Annotated in this window: 24 protein-coding genes and 1 tRNA gene; 12 read left to right on the top strand and 13 right to left on the bottom strand. The window is 65.4% G+C overall.

Annotated features, from left to right (window positions below; all coding sequences use genetic code 11):
• Window positions 1-86: 86 nt before the first annotated feature.
• From B7K23_RS03135 to B7K23_RS03115, 5 genes are all read left to right on the top strand, one after another.
• Entirely contained in the window at window positions 87-479 is a 393-nt protein-coding gene (locus B7K23_RS03135; RefSeq protein ID WP_084124952.1) for an FKBP-type peptidyl-prolyl cis-trans isomerase, read from the top strand.
• A gap of 132 nt (window positions 480-611) precedes the next feature.
• Complete coding sequence (locus B7K23_RS03130; RefSeq protein WP_143338062.1) at window positions 612-1748, top strand: capsule biosynthesis protein CapZ; 1137 nt, start codon at window positions 612-614, stop codon at window positions 1746-1748.
• Window positions 1745-3538, top strand: a complete 1794-nt coding sequence (locus tag B7K23_RS03125; protein WP_084124950.1) for a hypothetical protein — start codon at window positions 1745-1747, stop codon at window positions 3536-3538. Before B7K23_RS03130 ends, B7K23_RS03125 begins: the two co-directional genes overlap by 4 nt.
• A gap of 390 nt (window positions 3539-3928) precedes the next feature.
• A complete protein-coding gene (locus B7K23_RS15890; protein WP_234996398.1) occupies window positions 3929-4669 on the top strand; it encodes an excalibur calcium-binding domain-containing protein in 741 nt (246 codons plus the stop codon).
• A gap of 298 nt (window positions 4670-4967) precedes the next feature.
• Complete coding sequence (locus tag B7K23_RS03115) at window positions 4968-5765, top strand: SEC-C domain-containing protein (RefSeq protein WP_143338061.1); 798 nt, start codon at window positions 4968-4970, stop codon at window positions 5763-5765.
• Window positions 5766-5773: 8 nt separating this feature from the next.
• Here B7K23_RS03115 and B7K23_RS03110 read toward each other — a convergent pair whose 3' ends face one another.
• From B7K23_RS03110 to B7K23_RS03085, 7 genes are all read right to left on the bottom strand, one after another.
• Window positions 5774-7096, bottom strand: a complete 1323-nt coding sequence (locus B7K23_RS03110; RefSeq protein ID WP_084124948.1) for a site-specific integrase — start codon at window positions 7094-7096, stop codon at window positions 5774-5776.
• A gap of 181 nt (window positions 7097-7277) precedes the next feature.
• Entirely contained in the window at window positions 7278-7556 is a 279-nt protein-coding gene (locus B7K23_RS03105) for a hypothetical protein (protein WP_084124947.1), read from the bottom strand.
• Window positions 7553-7675, bottom strand: coding sequence for a hypothetical protein (locus B7K23_RS16015; protein ID WP_255376283.1), 123 nt, complete (start codon window positions 7673-7675; stop codon window positions 7553-7555). Before B7K23_RS16015 ends, B7K23_RS03105 begins: the two co-directional genes overlap by 4 nt.
• A gap of 342 nt (window positions 7676-8017) precedes the next feature.
• Window positions 8018-8353, bottom strand: coding sequence for a hypothetical protein (locus B7K23_RS03100; RefSeq protein ID WP_084124946.1), 336 nt, complete (start codon window positions 8351-8353; stop codon window positions 8018-8020).
• Window positions 8353-8760, bottom strand: coding sequence for a hypothetical protein (locus B7K23_RS03095; protein ID WP_084124945.1), 408 nt, complete (start codon window positions 8758-8760; stop codon window positions 8353-8355). Before B7K23_RS03095 ends, B7K23_RS03100 begins: the two co-directional genes overlap by 1 nt.
• 9 nt (window positions 8761-8769) lie before the next feature.
• A complete protein-coding gene (locus tag B7K23_RS03090) occupies window positions 8770-9003 on the bottom strand; it encodes a helix-turn-helix domain-containing protein (RefSeq protein ID WP_084124944.1) in 234 nt (77 codons plus the stop codon).
• Between the two features lie 138 nt (window positions 9004-9141).
• Complete coding sequence (locus tag B7K23_RS03085; RefSeq protein WP_143338060.1) at window positions 9142-9693, bottom strand: hypothetical protein; 552 nt, start codon at window positions 9691-9693, stop codon at window positions 9142-9144.
• Window positions 9694-9936: 243 nt separating this feature from the next.
• Between B7K23_RS03085 and B7K23_RS15375 the strand changes: the two genes are divergently transcribed.
• The 5 genes from B7K23_RS15375 to B7K23_RS03065 all read left to right on the top strand — a co-directional run bounded on the left by B7K23_RS15375 (window position 9937) and on the right by B7K23_RS03065 (window position 14503).
• Window positions 9937-10461 (top strand): hypothetical protein, encoded by a 525-nt coding sequence (locus tag B7K23_RS15375; RefSeq protein ID WP_143338059.1) that lies wholly within the window; start codon window positions 9937-9939, stop codon window positions 10459-10461.
• Window positions 10462-10604: 143 nt separating this feature from the next.
• Window positions 10605-10841 carry a hypothetical protein gene (locus B7K23_RS03080; RefSeq protein ID WP_143338058.1) on the top strand — a complete coding sequence of 79 codons (237 nt, stop codon included), beginning with the start codon at window positions 10605-10607 and terminating at the stop codon, window positions 10839-10841.
• A gap of 124 nt (window positions 10842-10965) precedes the next feature.
• Window positions 10966-12264 carry a protein NO VEIN domain-containing protein gene (locus B7K23_RS03075; protein WP_084124941.1) on the top strand — a complete coding sequence of 433 codons (1299 nt, stop codon included), beginning with the start codon at window positions 10966-10968 and terminating at the stop codon, window positions 12262-12264.
• Window positions 12265-12459: 195 nt separating this feature from the next.
• A complete protein-coding gene (locus B7K23_RS03070; protein ID WP_084124940.1) occupies window positions 12460-13548 on the top strand; it encodes a hypothetical protein in 1089 nt (362 codons plus the stop codon).
• Window positions 13541-14503, top strand: coding sequence for a hypothetical protein (locus B7K23_RS03065; RefSeq protein ID WP_143338057.1), 963 nt, complete (start codon window positions 13541-13543; stop codon window positions 14501-14503). The genes B7K23_RS03070 and B7K23_RS03065 overlap by 8 nt, the downstream gene beginning before the upstream one ends.
• Before the next feature lie 176 nt (window positions 14504-14679).
• Here the strand turns inward: B7K23_RS03065 and B7K23_RS15370 are convergent, their stop codons facing one another.
• From B7K23_RS15370 to B7K23_RS03035, 6 genes are all read right to left on the bottom strand, one after another.
• Window positions 14680-16842 carry a hypothetical protein gene (locus B7K23_RS15370; protein ID WP_143338056.1) on the bottom strand — a complete coding sequence of 721 codons (2163 nt, stop codon included), beginning with the start codon at window positions 16840-16842 and terminating at the stop codon, window positions 14680-14682.
• Between the two features lie 68 nt (window positions 16843-16910).
• The gene (locus B7K23_RS03055; protein ID WP_143338055.1) at window positions 16911-18008 is read right to left on the bottom strand and encodes an HNH endonuclease signature motif containing protein; all 1098 of its coding nucleotides are present in this window, start codon (window positions 18006-18008) and stop codon (window positions 16911-16913) included.
• A 6-nt stretch (window positions 18009-18014) separates the two neighbouring features.
• A complete protein-coding gene (locus B7K23_RS03050) occupies window positions 18015-18365 on the bottom strand; it encodes a nucleotide pyrophosphohydrolase (protein ID WP_200809757.1) in 351 nt (116 codons plus the stop codon).
• Between the two features lie 106 nt (window positions 18366-18471).
• A complete protein-coding gene (locus B7K23_RS03045; protein ID WP_084124936.1) occupies window positions 18472-19788 on the bottom strand; it encodes a site-specific integrase in 1317 nt (438 codons plus the stop codon).
• A gap of 158 nt (window positions 19789-19946) precedes the next feature.
• Window positions 19947-20020: transfer RNA gene (locus tag B7K23_RS03040), tRNA-Gly, on the bottom strand.
• Window positions 20021-20161: 141 nt separating this feature from the next.
• The gene (locus B7K23_RS03035) at window positions 20162-21094 is read right to left on the bottom strand and encodes an aldose epimerase (RefSeq protein WP_159451289.1); all 933 of its coding nucleotides are present in this window, start codon (window positions 21092-21094) and stop codon (window positions 20162-20164) included.
• A 179-nt stretch (window positions 21095-21273) separates the two neighbouring features.
• Between B7K23_RS03035 and B7K23_RS03030 the strand changes: the two genes are divergently transcribed.
• Together B7K23_RS03030 and B7K23_RS03025 are read left to right on the top strand one after the other, a co-directional pair.
• On the top strand, window positions 21274-21798 hold the full coding sequence (locus B7K23_RS03030) for a septum formation family protein (protein ID WP_084124934.1): 525 nt from the start codon (window positions 21274-21276) through the stop codon (window positions 21796-21798).
• A gap of 176 nt (window positions 21799-21974) precedes the next feature.
• Entirely contained in the window at window positions 21975-22223 is a 249-nt protein-coding gene (locus B7K23_RS03025; protein ID WP_084124933.1) for a DUF6458 family protein, read from the top strand.
• The last annotated feature ends 53 nt before the right edge of the window (window positions 22224-22276 follow it).

Genomic DNA, 22276 nt, shown 5'->3' with positions numbered 1-22276 from the left:
CCTCATCATGTCGGATGTCCGGCGTGCGCGCCGAGGGCGCGATCCACCTAGGCTGAAGCGGTACGCGCAATCCCAAGGAGACCCTCATGAGCCTTCCCACCATCACCCGTGACGCGAGCGGTGCGCCGTCCGTCGACTTCGCCGGCGCCGAGATGCCCCAGGAGCTCGTGGTCGACGTGCTGAAGAAGGGCGACGGTCCCGCCGTGGCCGAGCGCCAGTACATCACCGTGCACTACAGCGGCTGGCTGTGGGACGGCGCGAAGTTCGACTCCTCGTGGGACCGCGGCGAGTCCATCTCGTTCCCCATCGCCTACGGCGCGCTCATCGACGGCTGGGTCGATGGCATCGTCGGCCAGCCCGTGGGTTCGCAGCTGCTGCTCGTCGTGCCGCCGGAGTCCGGCTACGGCTTCGAGCCCATGGGCCCGATCCCCGCCGGCTCGACGCTCGTGTTCGCTGTCGACGTGCTCGAGGCGCGATAGCCGAGGCCCCTCGGTACCGTCCGTCTCTTCCTCCGACGCGCGCCTGTGCGCGAGGTCCTTCGGGGGTAGATTCCTCTGTAGTCTCGAGCGGGCGGCACCGGTCTCTCGCCGCAATCCCGAGGAGTCTCGCTGGTGGAGAAAGATCCTGTGGCCCACGTGCGCACATCGCTGTGGGCGCTGCCGGAGGACGCACCCGTCGTGCGCAACCCGCCGCGTCCGATCGAGCTCCGCGAGCCCGGCTACATGGACCGTTTCGACTCGCGGACGGTTCTGTACGACGCGTTCCTCGACGACGACCGCGTCGTCCTCGTAGGCCCCCCGCCGCGCAACCTCAAGCGTCACCTCCGTGACTCGCGCTGGACGATCGACGGCGTCGAGGTCGACCCGACGATCTTCGCGCGTCGCAAGGCGATGGAGTCGTACGCGCCCGTCCCGCCGCAGGTGTCGGCCCCCTCGACGCTGCGCATCGAGGGCGGGCTGGGCGATGTCGAGCTCACGATCCAGCCGTCCCACCTGGACCTGTTCGCAAACCGACGCGTGGTCTTCACCCTGTCCAAGAACAACGATCTGGCCTGGATCAGGCAGTGGGCGAACTTCTACGTGCAGCAGCACGGAGCCGATGCCGTGCTGCTGTACGACAACGGCTCGACCGAGTACACGACCGAGGACCTCCGGCTGACCCTCGGCAGCGTGCCCGGCCTCGACACAGTCGTCGTCGTCGACTGGGACCACCCGTACGGACCGCAGGGATTCGACAACGGGCTCTGGGAGTCCTTCTACCTGCAGCGCAACACGATGGTGCACGCACGAGGGCGGTTCCTCGCTCGCGCGCAGGGCGTGCTCAACTCCGACATCGACGAGCTCGTCCTCACCTCGGACGGGGACTCGGTGTTCTCCCACGCCGAGAGGTCCCCCGAGGCCGTGGTGCTGTTCGGCGGGCGATGGATCGAGAACGACGTGCCGGAAGGCGGGTACTCCGCCGATGCGCCTGCATTCCGCGACTTCGGACGCTTCGACCCCGAGGGAGCCGACGCCTACCCGAAGTGGTGCCTGGACCCGCGACGTCTGTCCGACGAGGCGGTGTGGGGCACGCACGGCGTGCATCCCATGGCCAACCAGCCGAACACGGACGCGGTGCTCATGCGGCACTTCAGGGGGATCTCGACGCATTGGAAGTATGAGCGGAACGCCCGCGAGTCAGCCGGCCTCGTCGTCGACGGGGACCTGCGCCGGGTGATGGATGCCATCGACTGGGATCGCACGCGATGAGCCTCTCCGTGGGGGATCTCAGCACCCTCGCCGACGGCACCACGCTGCTGCACGTCGGGGCTCCCAAGACCGGCACCACGTCCCTGCAGGCAGGCTGCGTCGCGCACTCCGCCGAGCTGCGCGCCGCGGGAGTCCTCTACCCGCATCTGCGGGCGGACGACCACGCGCTGAGCCTCACACTCAACCGTGCGGAGCCGACCGCGGCTCAGGAGGCCGAGATCGCCGATTTCGTCGGCCGCCTTCGCGGTGAGAGGCGGCTCACCTTCCTCTCGGATGAGAACCTCTCCGGGACCTCCCCCGCCCGCGTGCGCGTGATGCTCGACCGTGTGGCGAACGGACCCGTGCACGTCGTGCTGACTCTGCGGAACTTCGCCGACATGCTTCCGTCGTACTGGCAGCAGCGCGTCAAGGGCGCGCGGCCCGCCTCGCTCGACGATTTCCTGCGCGAGTGCCTCGCGGATCCCTCAAGCGCGACACTCGGCGCGCTGCACGCGTACCGGTCGTGGAAGGACGGGCTCCCGCTGCCCGAGAGGTGGGCGCGCATCGTGGGCCCCGAGAACGTGACCGTGATCGTGCTCGATCGCACCGACAGGCAGCACCTGTCGAGGGCGTTCGGCACTCTGCTCGGGGTGGACCCGGCCTTCCTGTCCGCGCCTGACCAGAATCTGAGCCTCACGGTGCTCGAGACCGAGTACCTGCGGGCGCTCTATGAGGTCGGCACTGCGCGCCGCGACGACCTCGAGGCGAGTGCGCTCGCACGGGACGCTCTCTCGATGGGAGTCGCACGCCGCGCGGGAACCTGGGGCGAGGAGAAGATCGGGCTGCCGACGTGGGCGATCGAGCCCGTGGGTGAGTTCGCGGACGCCCTCGTGGCCTCCGTCGAGCGCTCCGGAGTGCGCGTGTGCGGCGACCTCTCTCAGCTGGCCGAGCCGCCGCGCCGCTCGGTCGCGCGCCCGCCCGAGCGTCCCGCGGAGGTGCCGATCGCGCTCGCTGTCGCGCCCCTGGTCGGTCTCGCGTCGTGGAGCGCTCTCGAGCGCTCCACCGTCGCCGAGGTTCCTGCGCCCGTCACTGGCACGCGGCACGGCAAGGCCGTCCATCTGGTGGCGCGCGGCGCGCCCACGCTGCCGGCTCGAGCGCGTCGAGGCCTCCTGGGCGGTGCACCCAAGCCGTTCGACCTCGCCGTGGACGCAGGTCGCGGGACACGGCTGACGGCCGTGCTCGATGTGGGCCCGGCGGCCGCTACGGCGGCCGCGGAGTGGTGGGCGCAGGTGTGTGCGGGGCGCGGTCGCTCGTGGGCAGACTTCGTCGGTGAGTGGGTGGACTCGGTGAGCGGTGGCCATGAGGCAGATCCGCGGCTTGTCGCGGTCGACAAGTGGCTCGGCAGCCGCTCGCCGGCATCTCTCGTCGTCGGACGAGCGGTGGGCCAGGAAGGCGACGCGGCCAGCGCGCCGTCCTGTGCCGACGCGCCTCACTGGGCGCTGCGCGCGGCCATGGTCGACGAGTGCCTTGCTGGAGGCGTGACGCAGTCGCTTCTCGCGACGGTCGCGAACGCGACTCCTGACGCCGAGGAGGGCGGCGCGATGGCTGTCCCCGAGGAGGTGGCGACCAGGATGAGCGCGATCGACCGTGCCTTCGTTGCCGCGCTCGCCGAGAGGGGTGTGGCGTACTCGAGCGACGCTGCCTCCGCTGCGAAGGTTGAGCCGACCGGGAGGATCGATCCCTTGGTCGCTGCGAGGTTCGTGTTCGACGCTGTCGGCACCCTCGCCCCCGAGCAGGACGCGAGCGCCTGAGCCGACGCGCCTGCGACAGACGCGAAAGGCCCCTCGTATGAGGGGCCTTTCCATTGGAGCGGGTGACGGGAATCGAACCCGCGCTATCAGCTTGGGAATCATCCTTGGGCCCTATCCGCACATCCCGGCTACCAGGGGCCATCCACTGATTACCTGCGGTAATGGTAGCAGCGTTGTCCGTGTGAGTCCGCGCGAATCCGCATGAATCGGCGTCCGCTATTCCATGTTGTTCCACGAAGTCGATACGCCCACCGGCGCATTCGCTCCGTCTTTGGCGCGCGCCTCCTTCGGCCGCCACGCCATCGTGTTTGCTGTGAGGGAGGCGCTCTGCGATAGGTTCGCATCGGACGAAACAACGATGCCTCGTCCTTGATTGCTGGGGGAAAGATGATGCGTAGGTTCATCGTGGGAGCAGCGGCTGTCGCGGTCCTTGCTGCTGGCTGCTCTGCGGGCTCTGGCGACGCCACCGAAGTGGCCCAAAGTGAATCGGGCGAGGTGTCGACAACAGAGGAACCGACTGAGATCGCCTCGGTGTCGCCGAGCGAGACACCGAGCGAGACGCCGAGCGTTGAAGCCGTCGCAGTTGAGACGCCGGAGGGGCCCTTCTACGGCACCGTCGGTCTTGCGTGCGACGAATCGAGCGGGCCGTCCGTGAAGGTCGTGATTGAGCGACGCGACGACGTGGACTTCTCTGCGGCGTGGGCTCATGAGTTCGAGTACTGCGACGCGACCACCGAGGACGACGTGGTCCCGACGTCCGATGTTGAGCTCGCCGCGTATGCCCTTTCTGGGTACGACGACAACGACATCGACGTGCTGTATCAAATTTGTGCGACGGTCGACGCTAGCGACTACTACCTTTCTGGCGCGGAACTGTCTGCCGGACAGACTGCCGAGGTCAATGGAATGCTTGCGCTGTGCCCAGATCATCCGTTTGCGGAGGGGTATCGAGAAGCCGTCGAGGGCGCTTCGGGTGCCGACGCGCCACAAGAGGAAGATCAGTTTGACGCAGAAGTGAGTTACGCCAACTGCACCGCTGTACGGGAAGCAGGCGCAGCGCCGATTCACCGCGGTGATCCTGGCTACTCAAGCAAGTTGGATCGCGACGGCGACGGCATTGCCTGCGAGTAGCCGGAGCTATGTTCTTGACGCCAAACGCAGCGGATCTTCGAATTCATGGTCACGTTGTGGTGCGACAGCTCAATCTGAGCGCTAGGCGTCAGGGGACACCGTGAGCGGGAGCAAAGCCAAAGCGAGTCGCCGTGACGCCGCGGTTGGCCCCTACGAGAAGCCGAAACGCAACAAGTTGCCCCCAATTCCCGGGACCGGCAGCGCGCCAATGTTGGGCTCGGACCGTCGAACGCAAGAAGTCGAGGGACGATGCTGTATCTGTCGGAGACACCACGTCCTGCTTCTCCACTCACACGTCGTGCCTCGGTTCGCGGGAAAGCACGCCAAGGCCGAGCAGAGAAGCATGCAGAACCTAGGGATGAAGCCAAAGGGCGCCTTCTACCGCGGCAAGCCAGGTGACGCGGTCACGGGCGCAGACCAGGACTTGCCAAAGCACTACCTGCTCTGCGAGGACTGCGAGAAACGCATGTCGCAAGGTGAGCGACTTCTGGAGATGCTCGCCAATAGCGGCCCAGATCAGGTGCGACAGGCCGGCATCGAGATTCAACGCTTCGACGCCTTCGGTTGGCACCTGTCAGGAGATGCGCTGGTGCCAATTCAGCGCGCGCTCCTCGGAACTCTCGTCCGGATTCATCACGCGCCGTCCATGAGGGGCCGCTTGACCCAGAAGAACGAACTCGACCTTGCTGACCGCGTGAACCGGGACGACTACTCGCGCATTCTGCCGCCGTTCGGTGTGCGGCTCTACTCGTTCATCGCGCCTACCGGCCACACAACCCCACCCAACCCCAAGGCAATTCCGCCGACGGGCGTGAGCCGCCAACTCTCCGAGTTGATCCTCGGCGGAATCGCCTGGCACATTCCGAACTCGATCCACTTCCGTGACGGGCCCGATGGGTTCTTCACGAAGAGAGGTTGGAAGCTCCTGGCAGGGCACTTCTGGGACGACCCGCTCGTGGGCGGATACCTCGGCGCACAGCCTGCGATCGATCTCGAACTTCCCGCGCTTTGGGCCGCAGTGCCAGCCGATCAGCCTTGCCCCTGCGGCTCTGGTGAGACAAAGGCGCGGTGCTGCGCACTCACTTGGCTTTCGTAGTTGCCGAACTATCTACGCGCGAGCGCATCGAGCGCTACCGCGATGTGAGCATCGCGGTCGAGGGTGGCGTGTTGGTAAATGTGGGCGGCGCGAGTGCTGGTGTGGCCGATGCGGGCCATGAGTTCGGCAGGCGTGGCCCCGGCTTGGGCGGCAAGGGTGGCTCCGGTGTGGCGTAGGTGGTGCCAGGTGATGTCGGGACGTCCGATGGCGGTTCGGGCGGTTCGCATGGCGTGGGAGCGGGTCGCGGAGGTCACGGGCAGGCCTGTGGTGGTGGTGAACACGAGCGCGTCGGTGCCGGGGTTGGTATGGCGTTCCAGGTGCTCGGTGAGGGCGTTGGTGACGATGACGGGCAAGGCCACGGTGCGTCGTCCTGCGGCGGTCTTGGGCGGTCCGTACGCGACCGGGTGGCCTGCGACCTCCACTAGGGTTTGACGCACGCTCAGGCGGCCCCTGGCGAGGTCGAGGTCTCGGCGTCTGAGGGCGAACACTTCGCCCGGGCGAAGCCCTGACCAGGCGGCGACGAGCACGGCGGCGTGGTAGTGCTCGGGCATCGCTGCGGCCAGGCGAGTGACCTCTTGGGGTGTCAGTGGCAGGCGTTCGGGGTGGGCGACGTGACCGGCTCCGGCGATGCGGGCGGGGTTGGCGGTCAGCAGCTCGTCGTCGGTGGCCGTGGTCAGGATCGCGTGCAGGAGGCGGTAGGCCTGCGCGGCAATGGTGCAGCCCGCGTTGGGGCGCTCGCGAGTCGGCTTGGCGGGGCGGGGTGCGCCCGCCTGGTGCCAGGCGTCGACGATCGCGGGCGAGAGGCGTCCGGTTCGGGCGACGGTCAGGCCTGCGGCGTGTGCCCACGCTCGTGCCGGGTGAGTGCGTCGGGTCTCGGTGACGCCTCGAGCTGATGCGGAGGCGTGAGCGGCTTCGCTCACGGCCGCGTGCCACTCGCGCACCAGGGCCGGGGTGAGGGCGCGCAGCGGCAGAGGGCCGAGGCTGACTGCATGGCGGCCCTCGCCGACCGGCGCGAGTAGCCATCGGTCGACTAGGCGTCGGTAGAGGTCGAGGGTCCGCGGGCGCAGTTGCGGGGTACGTTGGCGCAGCCACGCGGTCGTGTAGTCGGCCAGTGTGATGTTCGCGGCCTCGGGTGCGGTCCACGAGCCCCGCAGCAGCTCGGCGCGGATCAGCGTCAGCCATCGGTCGGCCTCACTCTTGGTTGCGAAGGTGCTCGGGGCCGAACGCGACCGCCCGTCCGGACCCGTATAGCGAGCACGGAATCGGCCAGAGGCCAGGCGCTCGACAGACCCGAATGACCGGCGGCGCGCGCGCCGCTGTGTCGCGCTCACGATGCGAACCTCGCGGATGCCGCCGCAGGGCGGCGCTCGTCGCGCCGCCCTGCGCTCGTTCCCGCTGCGACCTCGAGTAATCCAACAGTTGTTGGATATTTCACACCCTTTCGTACGGAAGGCAGGAGGGGGCGGGGCCGCCAGGGGTGCGTCAGAAAACCGGTGTGAGTCTCGCGTCTGCTCATGACGCACGCGCCAGCAGGCTGGACTCGCCCAGGGTCGAGGCCAGCCGCACCAGGGCGTCGAGCATGGCCACGGCTTGGGCAGGGTTGGCGGCTGCCCACTCAGCCCACGCGCTGCCGAACGTGAGGCCGTCGAGGCGGTCGAGCATCGAGCCCACCGCCATACGCAGCGGGTCTGTGTACACCGTGGCAACAGCGGTTACGTTGTCCAGGCTTGTCCAGCCGTCGGCGGTGAGGTCGATCAGGTGGACGAGCTCGGTGAGGTCGTCGGAGGTCATAGTTTGTTCCTGTCCGTCACGGGGTCCGTGATCTTCGGGGCTGAGGGGTCGATGCTTCGCAGTAGCTCCGTGAGGTACTCGGGAGTGATGCGCGTGGGGTCGCGCTCGTTGTCGCTCACCCGTGGTTCCTGTCTTTCTGTGAATTGCGCTTCGGCGACGGGTGCGCGCACTCGGGTCGCGCGGACTGTCGTCTCGGCCCGTAGTTCGGTGACCACCGGGCACGCTGCGCTCCGTTGGCGTAGGACGGGCTGCCGTACTGGCGCGGAACCTGCCTCGCGCGATAGGTGACAGTAAGTGGTTCTTTCATCAATAGTCATGTCTTTCTCATATGGGGCTACGTCAGTGGTGGGCAGAGGGTCTACGTGGCGGGCGTGCAGAGGTGCTACGCCACGTAGACCCTGTGGCCGCCCTACGGCGATGGCCCAGGTGCTACGCCACGTAGCCCCTGCACCAGGGCGCCATCAGCCCGAATCCCACGGGTCGGCGCGCAATCGGTAGACCGCGTTGTTGCCGTACCGCGAATCCCGAATGCGCTCGATGGCGCCCCGGGCGATGAGCTCGCCGATCACCTTGCCCACACTCCTCAGGCTCTGAGGTGTGGGCTCCACGTTTGGCTTGGTGTAGCCGCAGGCCTTCGCGATGGCGGCGTGCCCTCCGAAGTAGATGCGCGCGGGCTCGCCACGGTCTCCCGTGGTGTCGAGCGCCCGATGCGCCATGAAGACCTGCACGCGGGCCTGGGCGTTCGTAAGGTACGGAGCCCAGTTGTCGAACGCTGCGCCCACGAGTCGATGCCCCATCAGAGCGACCATGCGGGATGATTTGCGAGCCACTCGGCTCGCACTGCCTGTTCCTTCGCGGGCTCCGCGAGGTCGAGCTCCGCGAGCGTGATGCAACCCTGTCTGCGGCATTCGGCGCATGAAAGCAGCAGGCTGCCGTCCTCGCACTCTTGCCACTTGGCAGGCTGCCAATGGATGCAGTCGAGCCAGTGGACGTGAAAGAGCCACCTCCCATCTTTGCCACGGATGTGCTCCTTGCCGAGCGGGCACGACGCGATCACCCAGTCGCGCCGATCGACGTGGCGAACCGGAGTGAGCGGGTGCGGGGTGCTCACGGGCACAACGCCGAACGGGACGGTCATGCCATTGGCGAAGGTGTGCGAGTGGCGCGAAGGCTCGGCGGTTGCGAGGGCTCTTGCCGTGGTCATGGCTGACCTCTACGCCTTGAACCCGGCCAGAGGGCCGCTGGTGGCGGTGCCGGTCGCTCGCTCAATCAGGGCGTCGAGCGTGTGGCGGCGGATCAGGACGCGGCGGCCAATTTTGGTCGCTGGAAGTGTGCCGGCGACGATCCACTTGTCGAGGGTGGCGACGTGCACGCGGACGTATGCGGCGGCCTCGGCGCGGGTGAGCAGGTCAGGCGCGGACAGGTTCGAAAGTGCCTTGCTAGGCATGGTGGTGTTCCTCTCGAAAGCAATGTCGAGAGAGCCGCGAACGCGCGGCTGATGCGCGCAGGGGCGCGCGTAGGCGCCAACAGATGCGGGAACACTAGAGGGCCGCGTATTGGTACGGGCGGCCCTCTCTGCGGTTGCTTACGAAGCCGTGCCCACGCGTCCCTGCCCAAAGGTGAGCGACGGGGGTGCGGTGGCGCGGATGACGGTCGTGGCTATGCGGACCACGAGTCGAGGAGGTGTTTGCTCGCGGCGAGTCTCTTGTCCACGCCAGACGCGTGAGATCGCGCTACGGTGCAGGCTTTCGATTCGAGTATCGAGAAGGGAGCGCACGGGGCGGTGAACGCGAGCCTCAACGCCCTGTGAGGTCCAGAAGTGGTCGCTCGATGTCGCGCCGCTGCGCACCGACGAATCGGCGACCCCGGCCATTACGAGGCCGCGCAGGCGCTGGTCGGCGAGGCGCTTCGGGCGGTTCATTGCCGACAGGGCGATGGTTCGTTCCCGGACCCCCGGTTCGCTCAACTGCTTCCTGATTTCGGCGCCGATCAAGTTCACCTTGGTCGCGAGGGGCTTCATCAAGGCGTTTAGCGTGCCGAGGTTGGCGGCTATGCGCGCCATGCTCGGGAAACGGACAGGATCGTGCGCCGTCAGCGTACCGGTCCCTGCTACCGCCTCGAACTTCATGATTGTCATTCATACACCCGAACGCTGACAGGCGCCAGGCGCTCCCGCTCGGGGCCCGTTGAAAAGCTGCTAGCGCGCGGGCGTTTTCGGTTGAGTCTGCTTGGGCCTACGGAGCGGGGCCTGGCCGGAGTGCCCCGCGGAGTGGGTCAGTCCCGAGGCGGTTGTCACTTTCCCATTGACAGTGGGGCTGCAGTGAGTAAGGTTGTCCCAAGGGATTTCGGACTGTATCTACGGTTGTGAGGTGAACTGGACATGACGACTTGGGTGCCACTCTTGGTCCCGCTGGAGGATTACGCCGAGTTGGCCGACCTAGTGGCTGCGCGCGAAGCTCATCGAGGTGAGCGGCCGGTTGAGGTCCGCGACGTTGCCGTTGAGGTTGATGGTGCGCCGCGAGACCCGGATGATGTGCTGTTGGAGCACTGGGTTCCGTGGTCCGTGGGCGACCTCGCGACGCTGGCTGAAGGTGCGAGCAAGACCGCTGAGCGGTGGGCAAGAGCAATGGACGCGTGCACGGAAGCGGTCAACAGTGGTCACCACTGGCTTTCAACCTCTGAAGTGGCAGAACGAACCGGGATGACAATCAACGAGTGGCGTGACGCGCCCAGAAAGATCACGCGGCACCTTCGGGCCAATTATCCCAACGTGCCCGTTGACAAGGACGGACACAAGGTTTGGCCGCTGCTTGCGAAGAGTAAGCCCGGATCTCAAGAGATCCACTGGGCGATCAATGGTGAGCAAGCGAAGAGGTGGCGAGCGGTGCGGGAGGCTCAGAGGTGAACCGGCGTCCTGAGGGGCCGCGAGACGCCAGTCGTGGAGTAGCGCGCCAAGGTAACGAGGCCAGGTCCTTTCGGCTGGAAGCCGACCGCTGGAGGCAGTTCAAGGAGCGGGCAGCGGTCGAAGAACTATCGTCCTCGTACGTGATGGCTCTCCTTGCCGCCGGATATGCGAACGGTGAACTCGAAGTGGATTTCGTGATCGACAGCCCGGACGCACCCTCGCACTCGGCACGGGTGCGCCAGGATTTGTGGGACGCCTTCAAGGCGAAGGCGAAAGACCGCGGTATGCCGCACACGCGAGTCTTCGCAACGCTCGCAGACGGGTACGCTGCTGGCCGAATTGAGGTCCAGTTGACGGCAAAGACGCGTTGGGTCGACTGACATTGCAGCGTGGACGCGGACCGGGGAAGCCGGCTCCGGTCGTCAGTCCCTGTCCACGGTGACTGCCCCACGTATATGGTGCCCCGGCAGAGGTTTTGGAACGCGGGGTTTGGGGGTTGCGTAGATGGCGAAGATCCAGGGTGTGAAGCTTGCGGGGCGGGACTCGAATCGTCTTGCCTACGAACTGGCATCTGTGCTTGGAATCCAACCGCGGGAAGTGTCGCGGGGGCAGAGGATCGCGACCGCGTATCTTCGCGACGTATACCTGGCTCTCACAGACGAGCGCGCTGACGACGATGACCTCTTCACCATCGCAGCGGCTGCTCTCGAGTCGGCGGATCTCACCTACCAACCAGGGTGGGATACGAATGAGGGGAGGGAACGTGAACGGCGGCCTCGGCTTGAGGCTCGAGCGCTTTCGCGCTTGCTCACCGCGATTTCTGGCACACCCCGCTGCTTCATCCTGAACGTCACAGACTCCGAGCGCGGAGCAGCGTGGGAGACCGACCACGAGTCAACCTACAGATTCGACGACCACGTTACGGGGAGAGTCCCACTGCTATCGGCTGGCCCCGGAAGCCGCGTTATCTACTACTCGACCGGTCGGTCTCGGGCCAATAAGCAGCAGTTCATCGCAGCCGCCCACGTGCACGGCATCGAGGGCGATTGGGACGGACCGTGGACAGCACGGCTCAACGGGTACACCGAGTTCCCAGTAGGGGTGCCGTGGGCTGACCTTGATCTTCCCGGCGCGAACTGGCAACACGCGATCACCGAGATTTCGTTCGATACCTACTCGGCGCTCATGCGAGCTGGAGGAATCGTCGCCGGTGATGTGGAGTTGGGCGCGATCGAGTCTCAGTCGGCTGTGGGAGATGAAGACGGAAGCGACTTCATCGCGCGTGTCAGACAGGCACTCCGAGAGGACGAGAGCGATCTCGATATCGAAGTTCCAGAGCACTTGACTCAGGGAGTGCTGCTTTCTGGCCCTGCCAAGGTCATCTCCTATCGAGAAACTGAGACGAGTGCTGACCCAGAAGACAAGGTTCTCGCTCCCAAGCGCACGCAGAACCGCGCCCGTGACAAGGAAGCGGAACTGCTCGCTGTGGACTTGGTCACGCGGGCCTTCGAAAGGCAAGGGTGGGTGATGTCCGCAGACCGCCAGCGCGACGGTATCGGGTACGACCTCGAGTTCGAGCGAGGAGGCCGCGTGCTCAAGGTGGAAGTGAAGGGGATCCAGGGTAGCCAGTTGGTCTTCAACCTCACACCGAAGGAACTCTGGCGTGCAGAGACCGACCCGGACTGGTTGCTCGTCGCCGCCACGGGCGTTTTGTCTGCGCGGACGCGCAAGCTCCACGTGCTCGGGCGAGAGCGCATCGTTGGAGCCGAGAAGGCCGTCCAGAGCTTCCGTGTAAGGCTGTAGGGCACCGTTTCAGGATGGGGTTGACGGAGGAGTGATCAGGAACTTGCCGGCTGACGTCCGCCGCCGGTCCGGCCTGACGGTCGAGGCAATTCACTGGGCTTATCAGGCCTCTTGATCGATACCATGACGTGGGTGAGCGTGGATGCAGTTCTGCCGAATTGACTTCGTGCGTTCCAAGATCGATTGGATGCCAGTGTGAAAGCCCTCCCTGACGGTGTCGAACTAGCCTCGCTTGCGCTCGATCCCGAGAACCCGCGCCTACCTGACGCGGTGCAGAACACGAGCCAAGCTGACCTGCTCACGTACTTGTACAAGAACGACGTCTTGGATGAACTTGCCGCGTCATTCGTTGCGAATGATTACTTCCCCAACGAGCCCGTTCTTGTCTTGCCGCCGAACGACGAAGGCATGAGGATCGTTGTAGAGGGCAATCGCCGGGCGGCGACCTTGATGATTCTTGCGGGCGCACCAACCGCTTCGGCGGCGGGGCTTGAATTCGACCTGGCTCCCACGCCAACAGAAGAGCAACTCTCCAGTTTCAGCGTGATCCCCGCTGTCGAGGTGGAAGACCGAGACGAACTCAAGAGCTATCTCGGGTACAGGCACATTGGTGGAATCCTGCCGTGGTCTGCCGAGGCGAAGGCAAGGTGGATCTACCAGAATGTGAATGAGCAGGCAGCGGCAGGGTCGCAGCGCCCTTTCTATGACGTCGGCAGGATGCTCGGCAGCAACTCCCTGGGGGTGCGAAACCGCTACTTGGCTTGGCGTCTACTCCGTGAAGCGCGGACTGAGGGCGGCGCGGAAACTTCGTACGTTGAGGGAGAGCGGTTCAGTGTTTGGGGCCTATTGGCGGGAAGCGATCGCCTGAAGGGATATATCGGGATTGATCGCCGCGTGAGCGAGTTCGCTGACGTAGAGGCCGCCTTCGAGTCCATCGACATGGACAAGGTAGTTGAGATCGTCCGCGATCTCAGCCCAGTAGACGGCCGGCGGCCGGTACTGTCCGATAGCCGCGACGTTGGCACCTACGTCGACGTCATCTCCGACGAGCGCGCATCGCAACTACTCCGCAAGTACGGAGATCTTGAACTGGCAGCGTCAACCCTTGAGCGAGGAGCGCTCACTGAGCGGCTCCAAACACAGGCTCGCGAACTTGAAGCCCTCGCGACAGATGCTCGCCGACTCGACGTTGACGAGAGCACGCTTGACGCAGCGCAAGATGTCTTCGAAACGGCGCGTTCGATTCGAGCCGTGGTGAAGGACCGAGTCGAGTCCGATGACTGAACGCCCTACCGTGCCTCGCCCCGCGCCGATCACCCCGGACATTGATGCCTACGGCCATCGCAATCGCGCCGAGGCGCTGGCTGACTGGCTGGAACTGGCAGCAATCGCCGATCGGCCAATCAACAGTGCACAGCTTGGCGATCTCATATCGGACAACTCCTGGTCCAGAAAGCAGCCGAGGCAGTTCAGAGTCCCAGAAGGCCTCGAGTCGGAGATGACTCCAGAGAACCACGTCGATGCAGTGAAGAAGGTCCTTGACCGGCGAAACGAGACCCTGGACCATTTGTGGCCGTTCGAGATTCAAGACTCGTGGCAGGTAGTCAAGCGCGAGGGTGCGTCCTTGGACGTCCCTTACGTCGCGCTACTGTGCCTCACCGTCGCACATGCCTGGGGACTCTCAACGAAGGTGGACCCTGAAGTCATCCTCGAGTCGACCGTCGTACGAGCGCTCAGAGCTATGGGGATTGTTGCGGCACAGGTGGGAACCGCCGTCGATGAGCGAGGCGACTTCGAGAACGCGGTGGAAGGCGCAGCCAAGCACCTTGGACTCCCGAGCAACGTGAACGCCGTGACCCACAGCCTCAGAGCCAAGGACGAAGGCGTCGACACGCTCGCACTCGTCGGTTGGCCCAGCGACCGCCGAAGAGCAGGGCAGTGGGTCTTCGTGGGACAAGCGACCGTCGGCCAGAGCCAAACGTGGGAGAGAAAGATACGCGAACCTGACACAGACCACTGGGCGCAACGACTGCTGCAGCCCTTCGAGCCGCAAGTATTCCTCGCAGTGCCCCATCAGGTGAGCGCAGAACACCTTACGCGTCTCGTATCGAACAAGACTGGGCTTGTGATCGACCGTCTGAGGTTCGCATTGTCGCTCAGCGACGTTTCCTCAGACGAGAAGGACGTCATCGATGTTGTTCTAAGTGCAGGCGTATACGACGGTCGGGCCGCAGCGTAGCGTCCGCGTCACAGTCGGGCTCGGGAGATCCTCGAACGAAGCCGTTTGGAGTGGGATGCCGAACGCCTGAGGCGGTAGCACGCTCAGAGAGGTCGTGACCGTGTCCTGGCTTGCAGGTAGGGCAGCATGTCGCCGCTGGTGGTCTCACAAGAGGACCACCAGCGGCGACCGCTGATCTACCGTCGTGAGACCACGCCGGTGATTCCCGTGACGAAGAGGCCAAGGAGTGCATATGCTCCCAGCTTGAGGCCGGCGATCCAGAGCGCGAGCGCTTGATTCCCCGCGACCCGCCACGCTTCCGTCTGCCCTGAAGCGACAGGCGACAGCACGACGTCGAACGCGTAGAGGAAAGACCAGAAGCCTGGATAGCCGTTCGAGGAGACGCCAGATGCGACGGTGACCGTCCCGTCGTCCGCAACCGCCAGCGCCGTAGGAACGAAGTACTCCGCGTTTGTCCAGACTGTCGCGAAGGCAAGAGCCAAGAGCACGAGGATTCCTGTCAACGCACGTGACGGGTAGTACCCGTGTCCGATCGTCACCTTCTTGATGCCGGCCCAAATCTTGAGCCAAACGGATCCGGTGTTCCAGAGGAAGTGGTCAGTGGCGCGATAGCGGAGACGGCGGGCCTGTTCCTCTCTTCCGCTCCGTTCGAGCGCGTTGGCGACCGCGACCCATGTCGTCACAGGGAAGGGTTCGGGAAGGGGCCCACCGTGCTCAAGCCACGAGATGAGCAGTTTGACATCGTCGACGAGGTACCCAGAGATCTTGGCGAGCGTCATGTCCGTGGTGGGGGCGATCGTCACCTTCTGCACGTCAGGCGCATGCAACCTCGCATCAATCCTCAGCAGGTCGATCTCAGCGCCCGTGAGGTCGAGCTTGATCATCGGTGCGGCCGCTCGCTGTACTGTCGGCCGGCGTCGAACGAGGCGTTTCCACAACGGGACCTCTGGCTCCGCTGGTTGCGCAGGTTCTGGCTCCGGCTCTGGCTCCGGCGCGGTGTCGACGAGAACGAGTTCGCCGATCTGTGCATCTTGGGCTGACGCAAGCACGTCGCCGCCGGCTGCGGCAAATCTCCCGAAGTTGAAGGACCGGTCTACGGTGAGTCCGTCCATCCAGATGCCACCGAGCGTGGTCTCGGAACCAGTGTCTATGCCCCACCATTCCGCTTCTGCATCGGGACCCGGCGCCAATAGCGTGTGAGGGCCGAAGTCGACATCGCCGTGAATGTGGGCATCCTTGAGGTCCAGCAGGCTGATGGCGTATGGCGCGAGTCTTGGGCCGAACGAGAGCTGCCGATTGAGGTCGGGGTTCTCGGTAAGAATCGATCCCTTGAGCGAGAGACCATTGAGTCTGAATGCGGGAGACGTTGTGTAGTAGAAGTAGAGATTCCCGCCGATTTCGGCTCCCTTGGCATGAATCCCGAGGTCAAAGTTGCAGTCGTCGATTGACAGGTCGGATCCGACAGTTGCTCCTGTGAGATCGAGTTGGCCGGTTCGGCAATGTCGCACAGTGAGTTTGGTGCCAACCTGTGCTCGAGCAAGAACGACGTGCGACGCGCGCGGACGCACACCTCCTCCGTTCGTGACCCATAGTTCGCCTCCAATCTGTGATTGGTTCATCTTGAGCGATGTGGCGCCGGCGTGAATCGTGACATCGCCTCCCGCACGTACATGTTGAAGATCAATCCATCGATCCCACCCGCAGGGCCAACCGCTTCCTTTTCCAAATCGCTCGCAGTGGTCGTTCACGGCGAGCGCGTATGTGAGTCTGATCCAGATTTCGCCGCCCACCTGGAGGTGTCGTGCAACAAGTTCGCCTGCGACTCGACCGTCGACTTTCAGGTCACCGTCGATCTGGGTGCTGCTTAGGTCAAGGAAGTTCGTGTGGGAGCCCTGGCATGCACAGTTGGACTGGTCGCAGTGGCCGATGTCGGTGCCGGTGACTACGAGCCCACCGAGATGTGCACCTTGGCAGTAGAGAGCGGCCATCTCGCATTCGATGGAACGGAGTACCGGGATAGTTGAGTCGCGTATATCCAGCGTGTCAAGACGGCAATGTAGGAGGCTTATCCCGAAATCAAGTTTGGCGGCCCGAAGGTCCACTAGGCCGACGATCCAAGCGCCTCGGATGACCACGTCCTGTGTGTTGCCCTGGAGCCTTGCGAGTGCCGCAAGGAGGTCGGCCGAGTGCAGCGCTCGCTGTGGGCGGAGATCGCCAGGTGCGATGTTCTCGAAATCCCTATCGGGAGAGAGGTCAAGAAATGTGCTCTCTTGGAGCATTTTGTCGAGTTCGTCCAGGGAGGCGAATCTGCTTTTCCGCTTCGGTGCTTTCTCAGTCACGGATGCACACTAGCGGGCCAGAGATCCCTGCCTTCCTTCTGCACTTTAGGTTTGAGGGGAATCGTGCTCTAGGGCTTGAACTTGTTTCGCTCGTGCCAATCGAAATAGAGCGCACGTCCGGAGCTCCTTGCTGACACCGGGCGCGTGACCAGGTTCGCGGTGACGTAGGACATCTCCGTGCGGGAGAGCAGGCGACTTGCCTTGATCCTTCCATCGGGTTGAACGGCGATGTAGCCCTTGTCGAACAGTGCGTCACATCCGAACACGCAGTTGAGCATGGCGACGTTGTCGAAGTCCACTCGCTCGGCGCCGGTGCACTGCGACCGTGGCTTGATGTGAGCCGCAACCAGGAATCGCTCGGAGAACGTCCTTCCGCACAGATCGCACACCCCCGTCGACCCTGGCAGGAGGTGCTTGCGGAGCGCGCCTTGCTCTAGGCGGCGCTGCGCTGTCTGCTCCGCGTCGGTCTCGCCGACGAAGGGCCGCAGCTCCTCCTCGATGGTTTGTGCTTCGAGGTCTGCACGGCGTGGTTCAAGATCGGCGAGACTCGGGAGCTTGAATACTGCTTCTACCTGCTCGGGCGGCAGGACGTCGAAGCCTTGGGGAACATTTCTCGGGTTGTACGGAGTCCCGTCCTTCTTGAGGGTCGCGGCGTTGAGCGTCGCGTAGTCGATGCTGATTCGCGTGACGTCCGCGATCGCGTACATGAGCTCCCACGCATGCCCGTTGTCATCGACGCCCCAGAGGCGTTCGGCGAGGGCGTGGTTGCGGAACTTGTGGGTGACGACTCCCGTGGCGTATGCGTATCCCGTCTTGGACGGCTTGCCTGTCCGCAGGTCTGTGACCTTGCCGGTGAAGATTACGCGGTCTCCGGCGTTGATCTTGGTCCAGTTGCGGAGGTTGTCGCCGCCGACCTTGTCGGTGACGCCCCAGAAGGCCACGTTGCCGTCCATGCCATGCACCGCCCGCAGGACCTGAAGATCCTGGATCGTCAACTCGTTCCTGACATGCGGATCGCTCAGCCGCATTCCGGGCGTCATCGTCGCTGCGCCCGGTGGGAAGGGTGTGTTCTTGGGGTACAGGTCTCTGTGCCGTGGATCGACCGTGTGCACGAAGTGCGCCTTGGACGTCTCGCTGCTGGCTGGCTGGATCACAAGGTTGGTCATGGTCGCCTAGTACTCGTCGTACTTCTTCGCCGACCCACGGACCCGGTCGGCGGGGTACTTGCTCTCATTGAGAGCGATCTTGGCCTCGACCGCCGTGGGGATGTCGATGTCCATCACCTGGGCAAGGCGAAGCAGATAGATCGCGACGTCGGCGACCTCCTCCTCGATCGCCTCCCGGCCAGCGGATTCCTGCAGTGCCTCGCGCACCTGCTCGTCTGTCTTCCACTGGAGCAGTTCTGCCAGCTCGCCGAGCTCGCCCATGAGCGCCAGCAGGAGGTTGCGAGGCGTATGGAACTGGTCCCAGTCGCGCTCGTCAGCGAACCGCGCAATGCGTTCCTGCATCTGAGAGATGTCCACGCTCGCATCCTATAGATCCGCACGGTACGACACATGTGTCGTACCGTGCGTTCAAACCGTGCTCAGAAATGCATGCGATACGACACGGATGTCGTATCGCTACTTCTCAGCCTCGGGCGATGGTGTCGAGCGCGGCTGCGAGATACGCGTCTCGGGCTTGGCTCGCGTGCTGATAGAGACTCGCTGCGCGGGTGCTGGTGTGGCCGATGCGGTGCATCAACTCGGCTTGGGTAGCGCCTGCTTGCGCTGCCAGGGTCGCGCCTGTGTGGCGCAGGTGGTGCCACGTGATGTCGGGCCGGCCGATCGCATTGCGGGCGGTTCGCATCGCTACCGAACGGGCTCCCGACCTCACCGGGTTTCCGGTCGAGGTGGTGAACACAAGCGCGTCAGGTCGGGAAGGGTGCGTGGTGAGGTGTTCGGCGAGGGCCTCTGTCACGAGGCCCGGCAGGGCGACCTTCCGTCGGCCGGCAGCGGTCTTGGGTGGCCCGAAGGTGACAGGCTGGTCGGGGATCTCGATCATCGTTCGTCGCACAGTGAGCTGACCGGCATCGATGTCGATGTCGTCTCGGGTGAGAGCGAAGACCTCGCCGGGCCTCAGCCCCGACCATGCGGCCACGAGCACGGCTACCCGCAGGTGCTCGGGCATCGCGTCAGCGAGATCGGCGACCTCTGAGGCCGTCAGCGGCATGCGCTCCGCGTGAAAGACGTGCCCGGCTCCAGGGATGCGGGCGGGATTGCTGGTGAGCAGCTCATCGTCAACGGCGGTGGTGAGGATCGCATGAAGGAGCCGATAGGCCTGTGCGGTGACGGTGCGCCCCGCATCCGGTCGAGCCGGACGGACAGGGCGCGGCTGAGGAGAGCCGGCCTGCTGCCAGGCCGCGACGACTGCAGGGGACAGCCGCCCCGTAGGTGCGACCGTCAGCCCCGCGCCGCGAGCCCACGCTCGCGCGGGATGCCCACCCCTCGTGCCCAGCGTTCCACGCGCCGCCGCGGACGCGTGCGCACTGGCGGTCACGGCGGCGAACCATTCGCGCACGATGATCGGGCTGATCGCCCTGAGCGACAGCGCCGACAGATCGACTGCGTCCCGACCCTGACCGACGGGAGCGAGGATCCACCGCTCGGCCAGACGCCGGTACAGATCGAGCGTTCGCGGACGCAGGTGCGGGGCACGTTGGCGCAGCCACGCGGCGGTGTAGTCAGCAAGCGTGATGTCTGCGGCCTCGGGAGCCGTCCAGGTCCCGCGCAGCAGCTCGGCATGCATCAATGTCAGCCACCGGTCTGCCTCGCCCTTGGTGGCGAACGTCGACGGGCCGGATCGCGACCTGCCGTCCGGGCCGGTGTAGCGGGCGCGCCACCGCTTCGAGGGCAGCTGCTCGACTGCGCCGAAGCCGCGCCGAGTCACGCTCTTGGCGCGGCTCATCGCACAATCCGAACGGGAGAGGCGGTCGAGAGAAAAGGAGAGGGGGGTCGGGCGTCCATCGCGGGCCTTCTTCCACGTTGTTCCACGAAGGCCCGAACAAGGGAGAAGCAGGAGGTGTACTGAGAGTGTGAATCTCGCTATCTACCTGCGATGATGATTGGAGCGGGTGACGGGAATCGAACCCGCGCTATCAGCTTGGGAAGCTGAAGTTCTACCATTGAACTACACCCGCAGCGCCGTGTAGGTCACCCCATATTAGTGGGTTCGACAGTCGGAGCGCACCACCCGCGCCGGTCCGCACGCCTCGCGTTGGAGGTTTCGACGATGCGGAACCGGGCCGCGTGGCAGTCCGGCCCGCACGTTTCTCGCAGGGTCAGAGCACCGTTGCGACGAGCGACCACTCGCTCGTGAACGTCTCGCCGGGCGCGAGCGGATGCACCCCGAGCGCCTCCGGCTCGCCCTTGCCCTGGGCAGCGAGCCGCAGCGAGTCGTTCACGTGGCTCACCGGCTCGACGGCGAAGAACGGCTTTCCCTCGGGCGCGAAGAAGATGAGGTGGCTGAGCGACTCGTCGGCCTCCATGTCGAGCTGGAGCGCGCGAGGCCACGTGATCGTCGCGACCGTCGGGTCGGTGCGGTCTGTGAGGCAGTCGTCCACGACGGTCGAGCCGAGCGCGTGCCGGGCGCGGAAGTCCGCGCGCGCGGGCAGGTCGCCCGCGGGGCCCGTCGGCAGCGAGTCGACGAGCTCGTAGGCCGCGTCGCAGCGGACCTGGAGCTCGACCTCGCCTCCCCGCGGCTGCTCGGACGTGCCCAGGCTGCGCACGAAGTAGGGGTGGTGGCCCAGACCGGCCGGGAAGGTCTCGTCGGAGACGTTCGTCATTGCCATCGTCACTCGGAAGCGGTCGCCCTCGAGCGTGTAGGTGAAGCGCGACGTGAAGTCCCACGGGAAGTTCGCGTCGGGGATGGTCCGCGAGTCCAGCGCGAGCGTCACGTGAGCGGCGTCGGCCTCGACGACCTCCCACGGCACGTAGCGGCCGACGCCGTGGCTCGCGGTGCTGCCGGCGCTCGTCACCTGAAGCGGGTGCTCGATGCCGTCCCAGATCAGGGACGGCCCGCTGATGCGATTGGACCAGGGCACGAGGGGGAACGAGGCCGCGTCCCCCGCCCGGCCGGGGTTGTCCGGCGTGGGTCTCATCGCGTCCACCCACGTCTCGCCAAGCCGCACCTGACCGTACGCGATCGAGCCGCCGAGGTCGGGCAGCAGCCCGACTCGCCAGGTGCCGTTGTCGAGGATGAGCATCGCGGTCATGCCCCCATTGTGGGGGAGGATCGGCGGGTCTCCCCGCGACCTGGTACCCACGGCGAGTCCGATTCCTCCCGAGTGCCCCACTTCGCGCGCCGGGTTCATCACACCAGGTAGACCCGGATGCGGGGGGAGGGCCCCAGTGGCGCTAAGGTGCGTGCACGCATGTCTTGAAGGGAGCCGCCGTGGACGACCTCGACACTGCCGCGCCTCCGGTGCCGCAGCGCCGCGCCGCTGTCGCAGGCCTGGGTGTCGTCGCGGTCGTCGTCTGGGGCCTGGTCGCCTGGCCGCTGGTGTCCGCGTGGGTCGTGAACGCGCAGGAGGCGCCGGCCGCGACGGTCGACGCGACGAGCGGAGCCTGCTTCGATCTCCCTGACGACGCCGCGGATCCCGGTGGATATGCGGAGCTGGCCGGAGTGGTTCCCGTCGACTGCGCGGTCGCGCACGACGGGCAGTACTACGCCGTCGGCGCGTTCGGCGACGAGGGCAGCTCCCTGGGTGACTACCCGGGCGCGCAGTCCGCTCGCGACGCTGTCATCGACAAGTGCACCGCTTCGCAGCACCTCGACGCCCTCGACGAGGCAGCCTACGAGATGGACGTCCAGGTCTACTTCCCGAGCGCGGCCAGCTGGGATCAGGGAGACCGCGCGTGGGCATGCGCCGTCGTCGACGCGGATGCGCCGGTCACGGGCTCGGTGCTGATCGACTGACCGGCGATCATTGCCTGTGAAGTGCCTGCTAGACCGCCTTTCGGGACGAATCTCGGAATGTTTGGGAACTCCTCCCGGGTTGGCATTGGTGACCGCACGGGCGGTTGGCGGCACTCGGCTCACGAGGTCCTGAGGCCGTCCTGGAACCCCAGATCACGGGGAGCAAGGAGCACATCATGGCCATCGGTACCGGAATCTTCCTCATCGTCCTCGGCGCGATCTTCACCTTCGCTCTGAACGCCTCCGTCGACGCGGTGAACCTGGGCGCCGTCGGCTGGATCTGCATGATCGCGGGAGTCGCGTCGATCGCGATCTCGCTGATCGTCAACGCGCAGCGTTCGAACACCACGCACCGCGAGATCCGCGACGAGCACGCGGTCCGCGACGACAACCGCGAGGTGCGCCACAGCACCGTGGAGCGCTGACCCTCCCCACCCTCGTCACGGGGTTCGCCTGTCGAGAGACACGCGGACCCCGT

Source organism: Demequina sp. NBRC 110054 (assembly GCF_002090115.1).
GTDB lineage: Bacteria > Actinomycetota > Actinomycetes > Actinomycetales > Demequinaceae > Demequina.
Note: the sequence above shows the minus strand (reverse complement) of the source record. Positions and strands in the feature narration are given on the sequence as shown.

Coding starts and splice junctions, on each gene's coding strand:
- B7K23_RS03135 (WP_084124952.1), top strand. CDS start 87: ATGAGCCTTCCCACCATCACCCGTGACGCGAGCGGTGCGCCGTCCGTC.
- B7K23_RS03125 (WP_084124950.1), top strand. CDS start 1,745: ATGAGCCTCTCCGTGGGGGATCTCAGCACCCTCGCCGACGGCACCACG.
- B7K23_RS15890 (WP_234996398.1), top strand. CDS start 3,929: ATGCGTAGGTTCATCGTGGGAGCAGCGGCTGTCGCGGTCCTTGCTGCT.
- B7K23_RS03105 (WP_084124947.1), bottom strand. CDS start 7,556: ATGACCTCCGACGACCTCACCGAGCTCGTCCACCTGATCGACCTCACC.
- B7K23_RS03100 (WP_084124946.1), bottom strand. CDS start 8,353: ATGGGGCATCGACTCGTGGGCGCAGCGTTCGACAACTGGGCTCCGTAC.
- B7K23_RS03095 (WP_084124945.1), bottom strand. CDS start 8,760: ATGACCACGGCAAGAGCCCTCGCAACCGCCGAGCCTTCGCGCCACTCG.
- B7K23_RS03090 (WP_084124944.1), bottom strand. CDS start 9,003: ATGCCTAGCAAGGCACTTTCGAACCTGTCCGCGCCTGACCTGCTCACC.
- B7K23_RS03085 (WP_143338060.1), bottom strand. CDS start 9,693: ATGACAATCATGAAGTTCGAGGCGGTAGCAGGGACCGGTACGCTGACG.
- B7K23_RS15375 (WP_143338059.1), top strand. CDS start 9,937: ATGACGACTTGGGTGCCACTCTTGGTCCCGCTGGAGGATTACGCCGAG.
- B7K23_RS03080 (WP_143338058.1), top strand. CDS start 10,605: ATGGCTCTCCTTGCCGCCGGATATGCGAACGGTGAACTCGAAGTGGAT.
- B7K23_RS03075 (WP_084124941.1), top strand. CDS start 10,966: ATGGCGAAGATCCAGGGTGTGAAGCTTGCGGGGCGGGACTCGAATCGT.
- B7K23_RS03065 (WP_143338057.1), top strand. CDS start 13,541: ATGACTGAACGCCCTACCGTGCCTCGCCCCGCGCCGATCACCCCGGAC.
- B7K23_RS03055 (WP_143338055.1), bottom strand. CDS start 18,008: ATGACCAACCTTGTGATCCAGCCAGCCAGCAGCGAGACGTCCAAGGCG.
- B7K23_RS03045 (WP_084124936.1), bottom strand. CDS start 19,788: ATGAGCCGCGCCAAGAGCGTGACTCGGCGCGGCTTCGGCGCAGTCGAG.
- B7K23_RS03035 (WP_159451289.1), bottom strand. CDS start 21,094: ATGACCGCGATGCTCATCCTCGACAACGGCACCTGGCGAGTCGGGCTG.
- B7K23_RS03025 (WP_084124933.1), top strand. CDS start 21,975: ATGGCCATCGGTACCGGAATCTTCCTCATCGTCCTCGGCGCGATCTTC.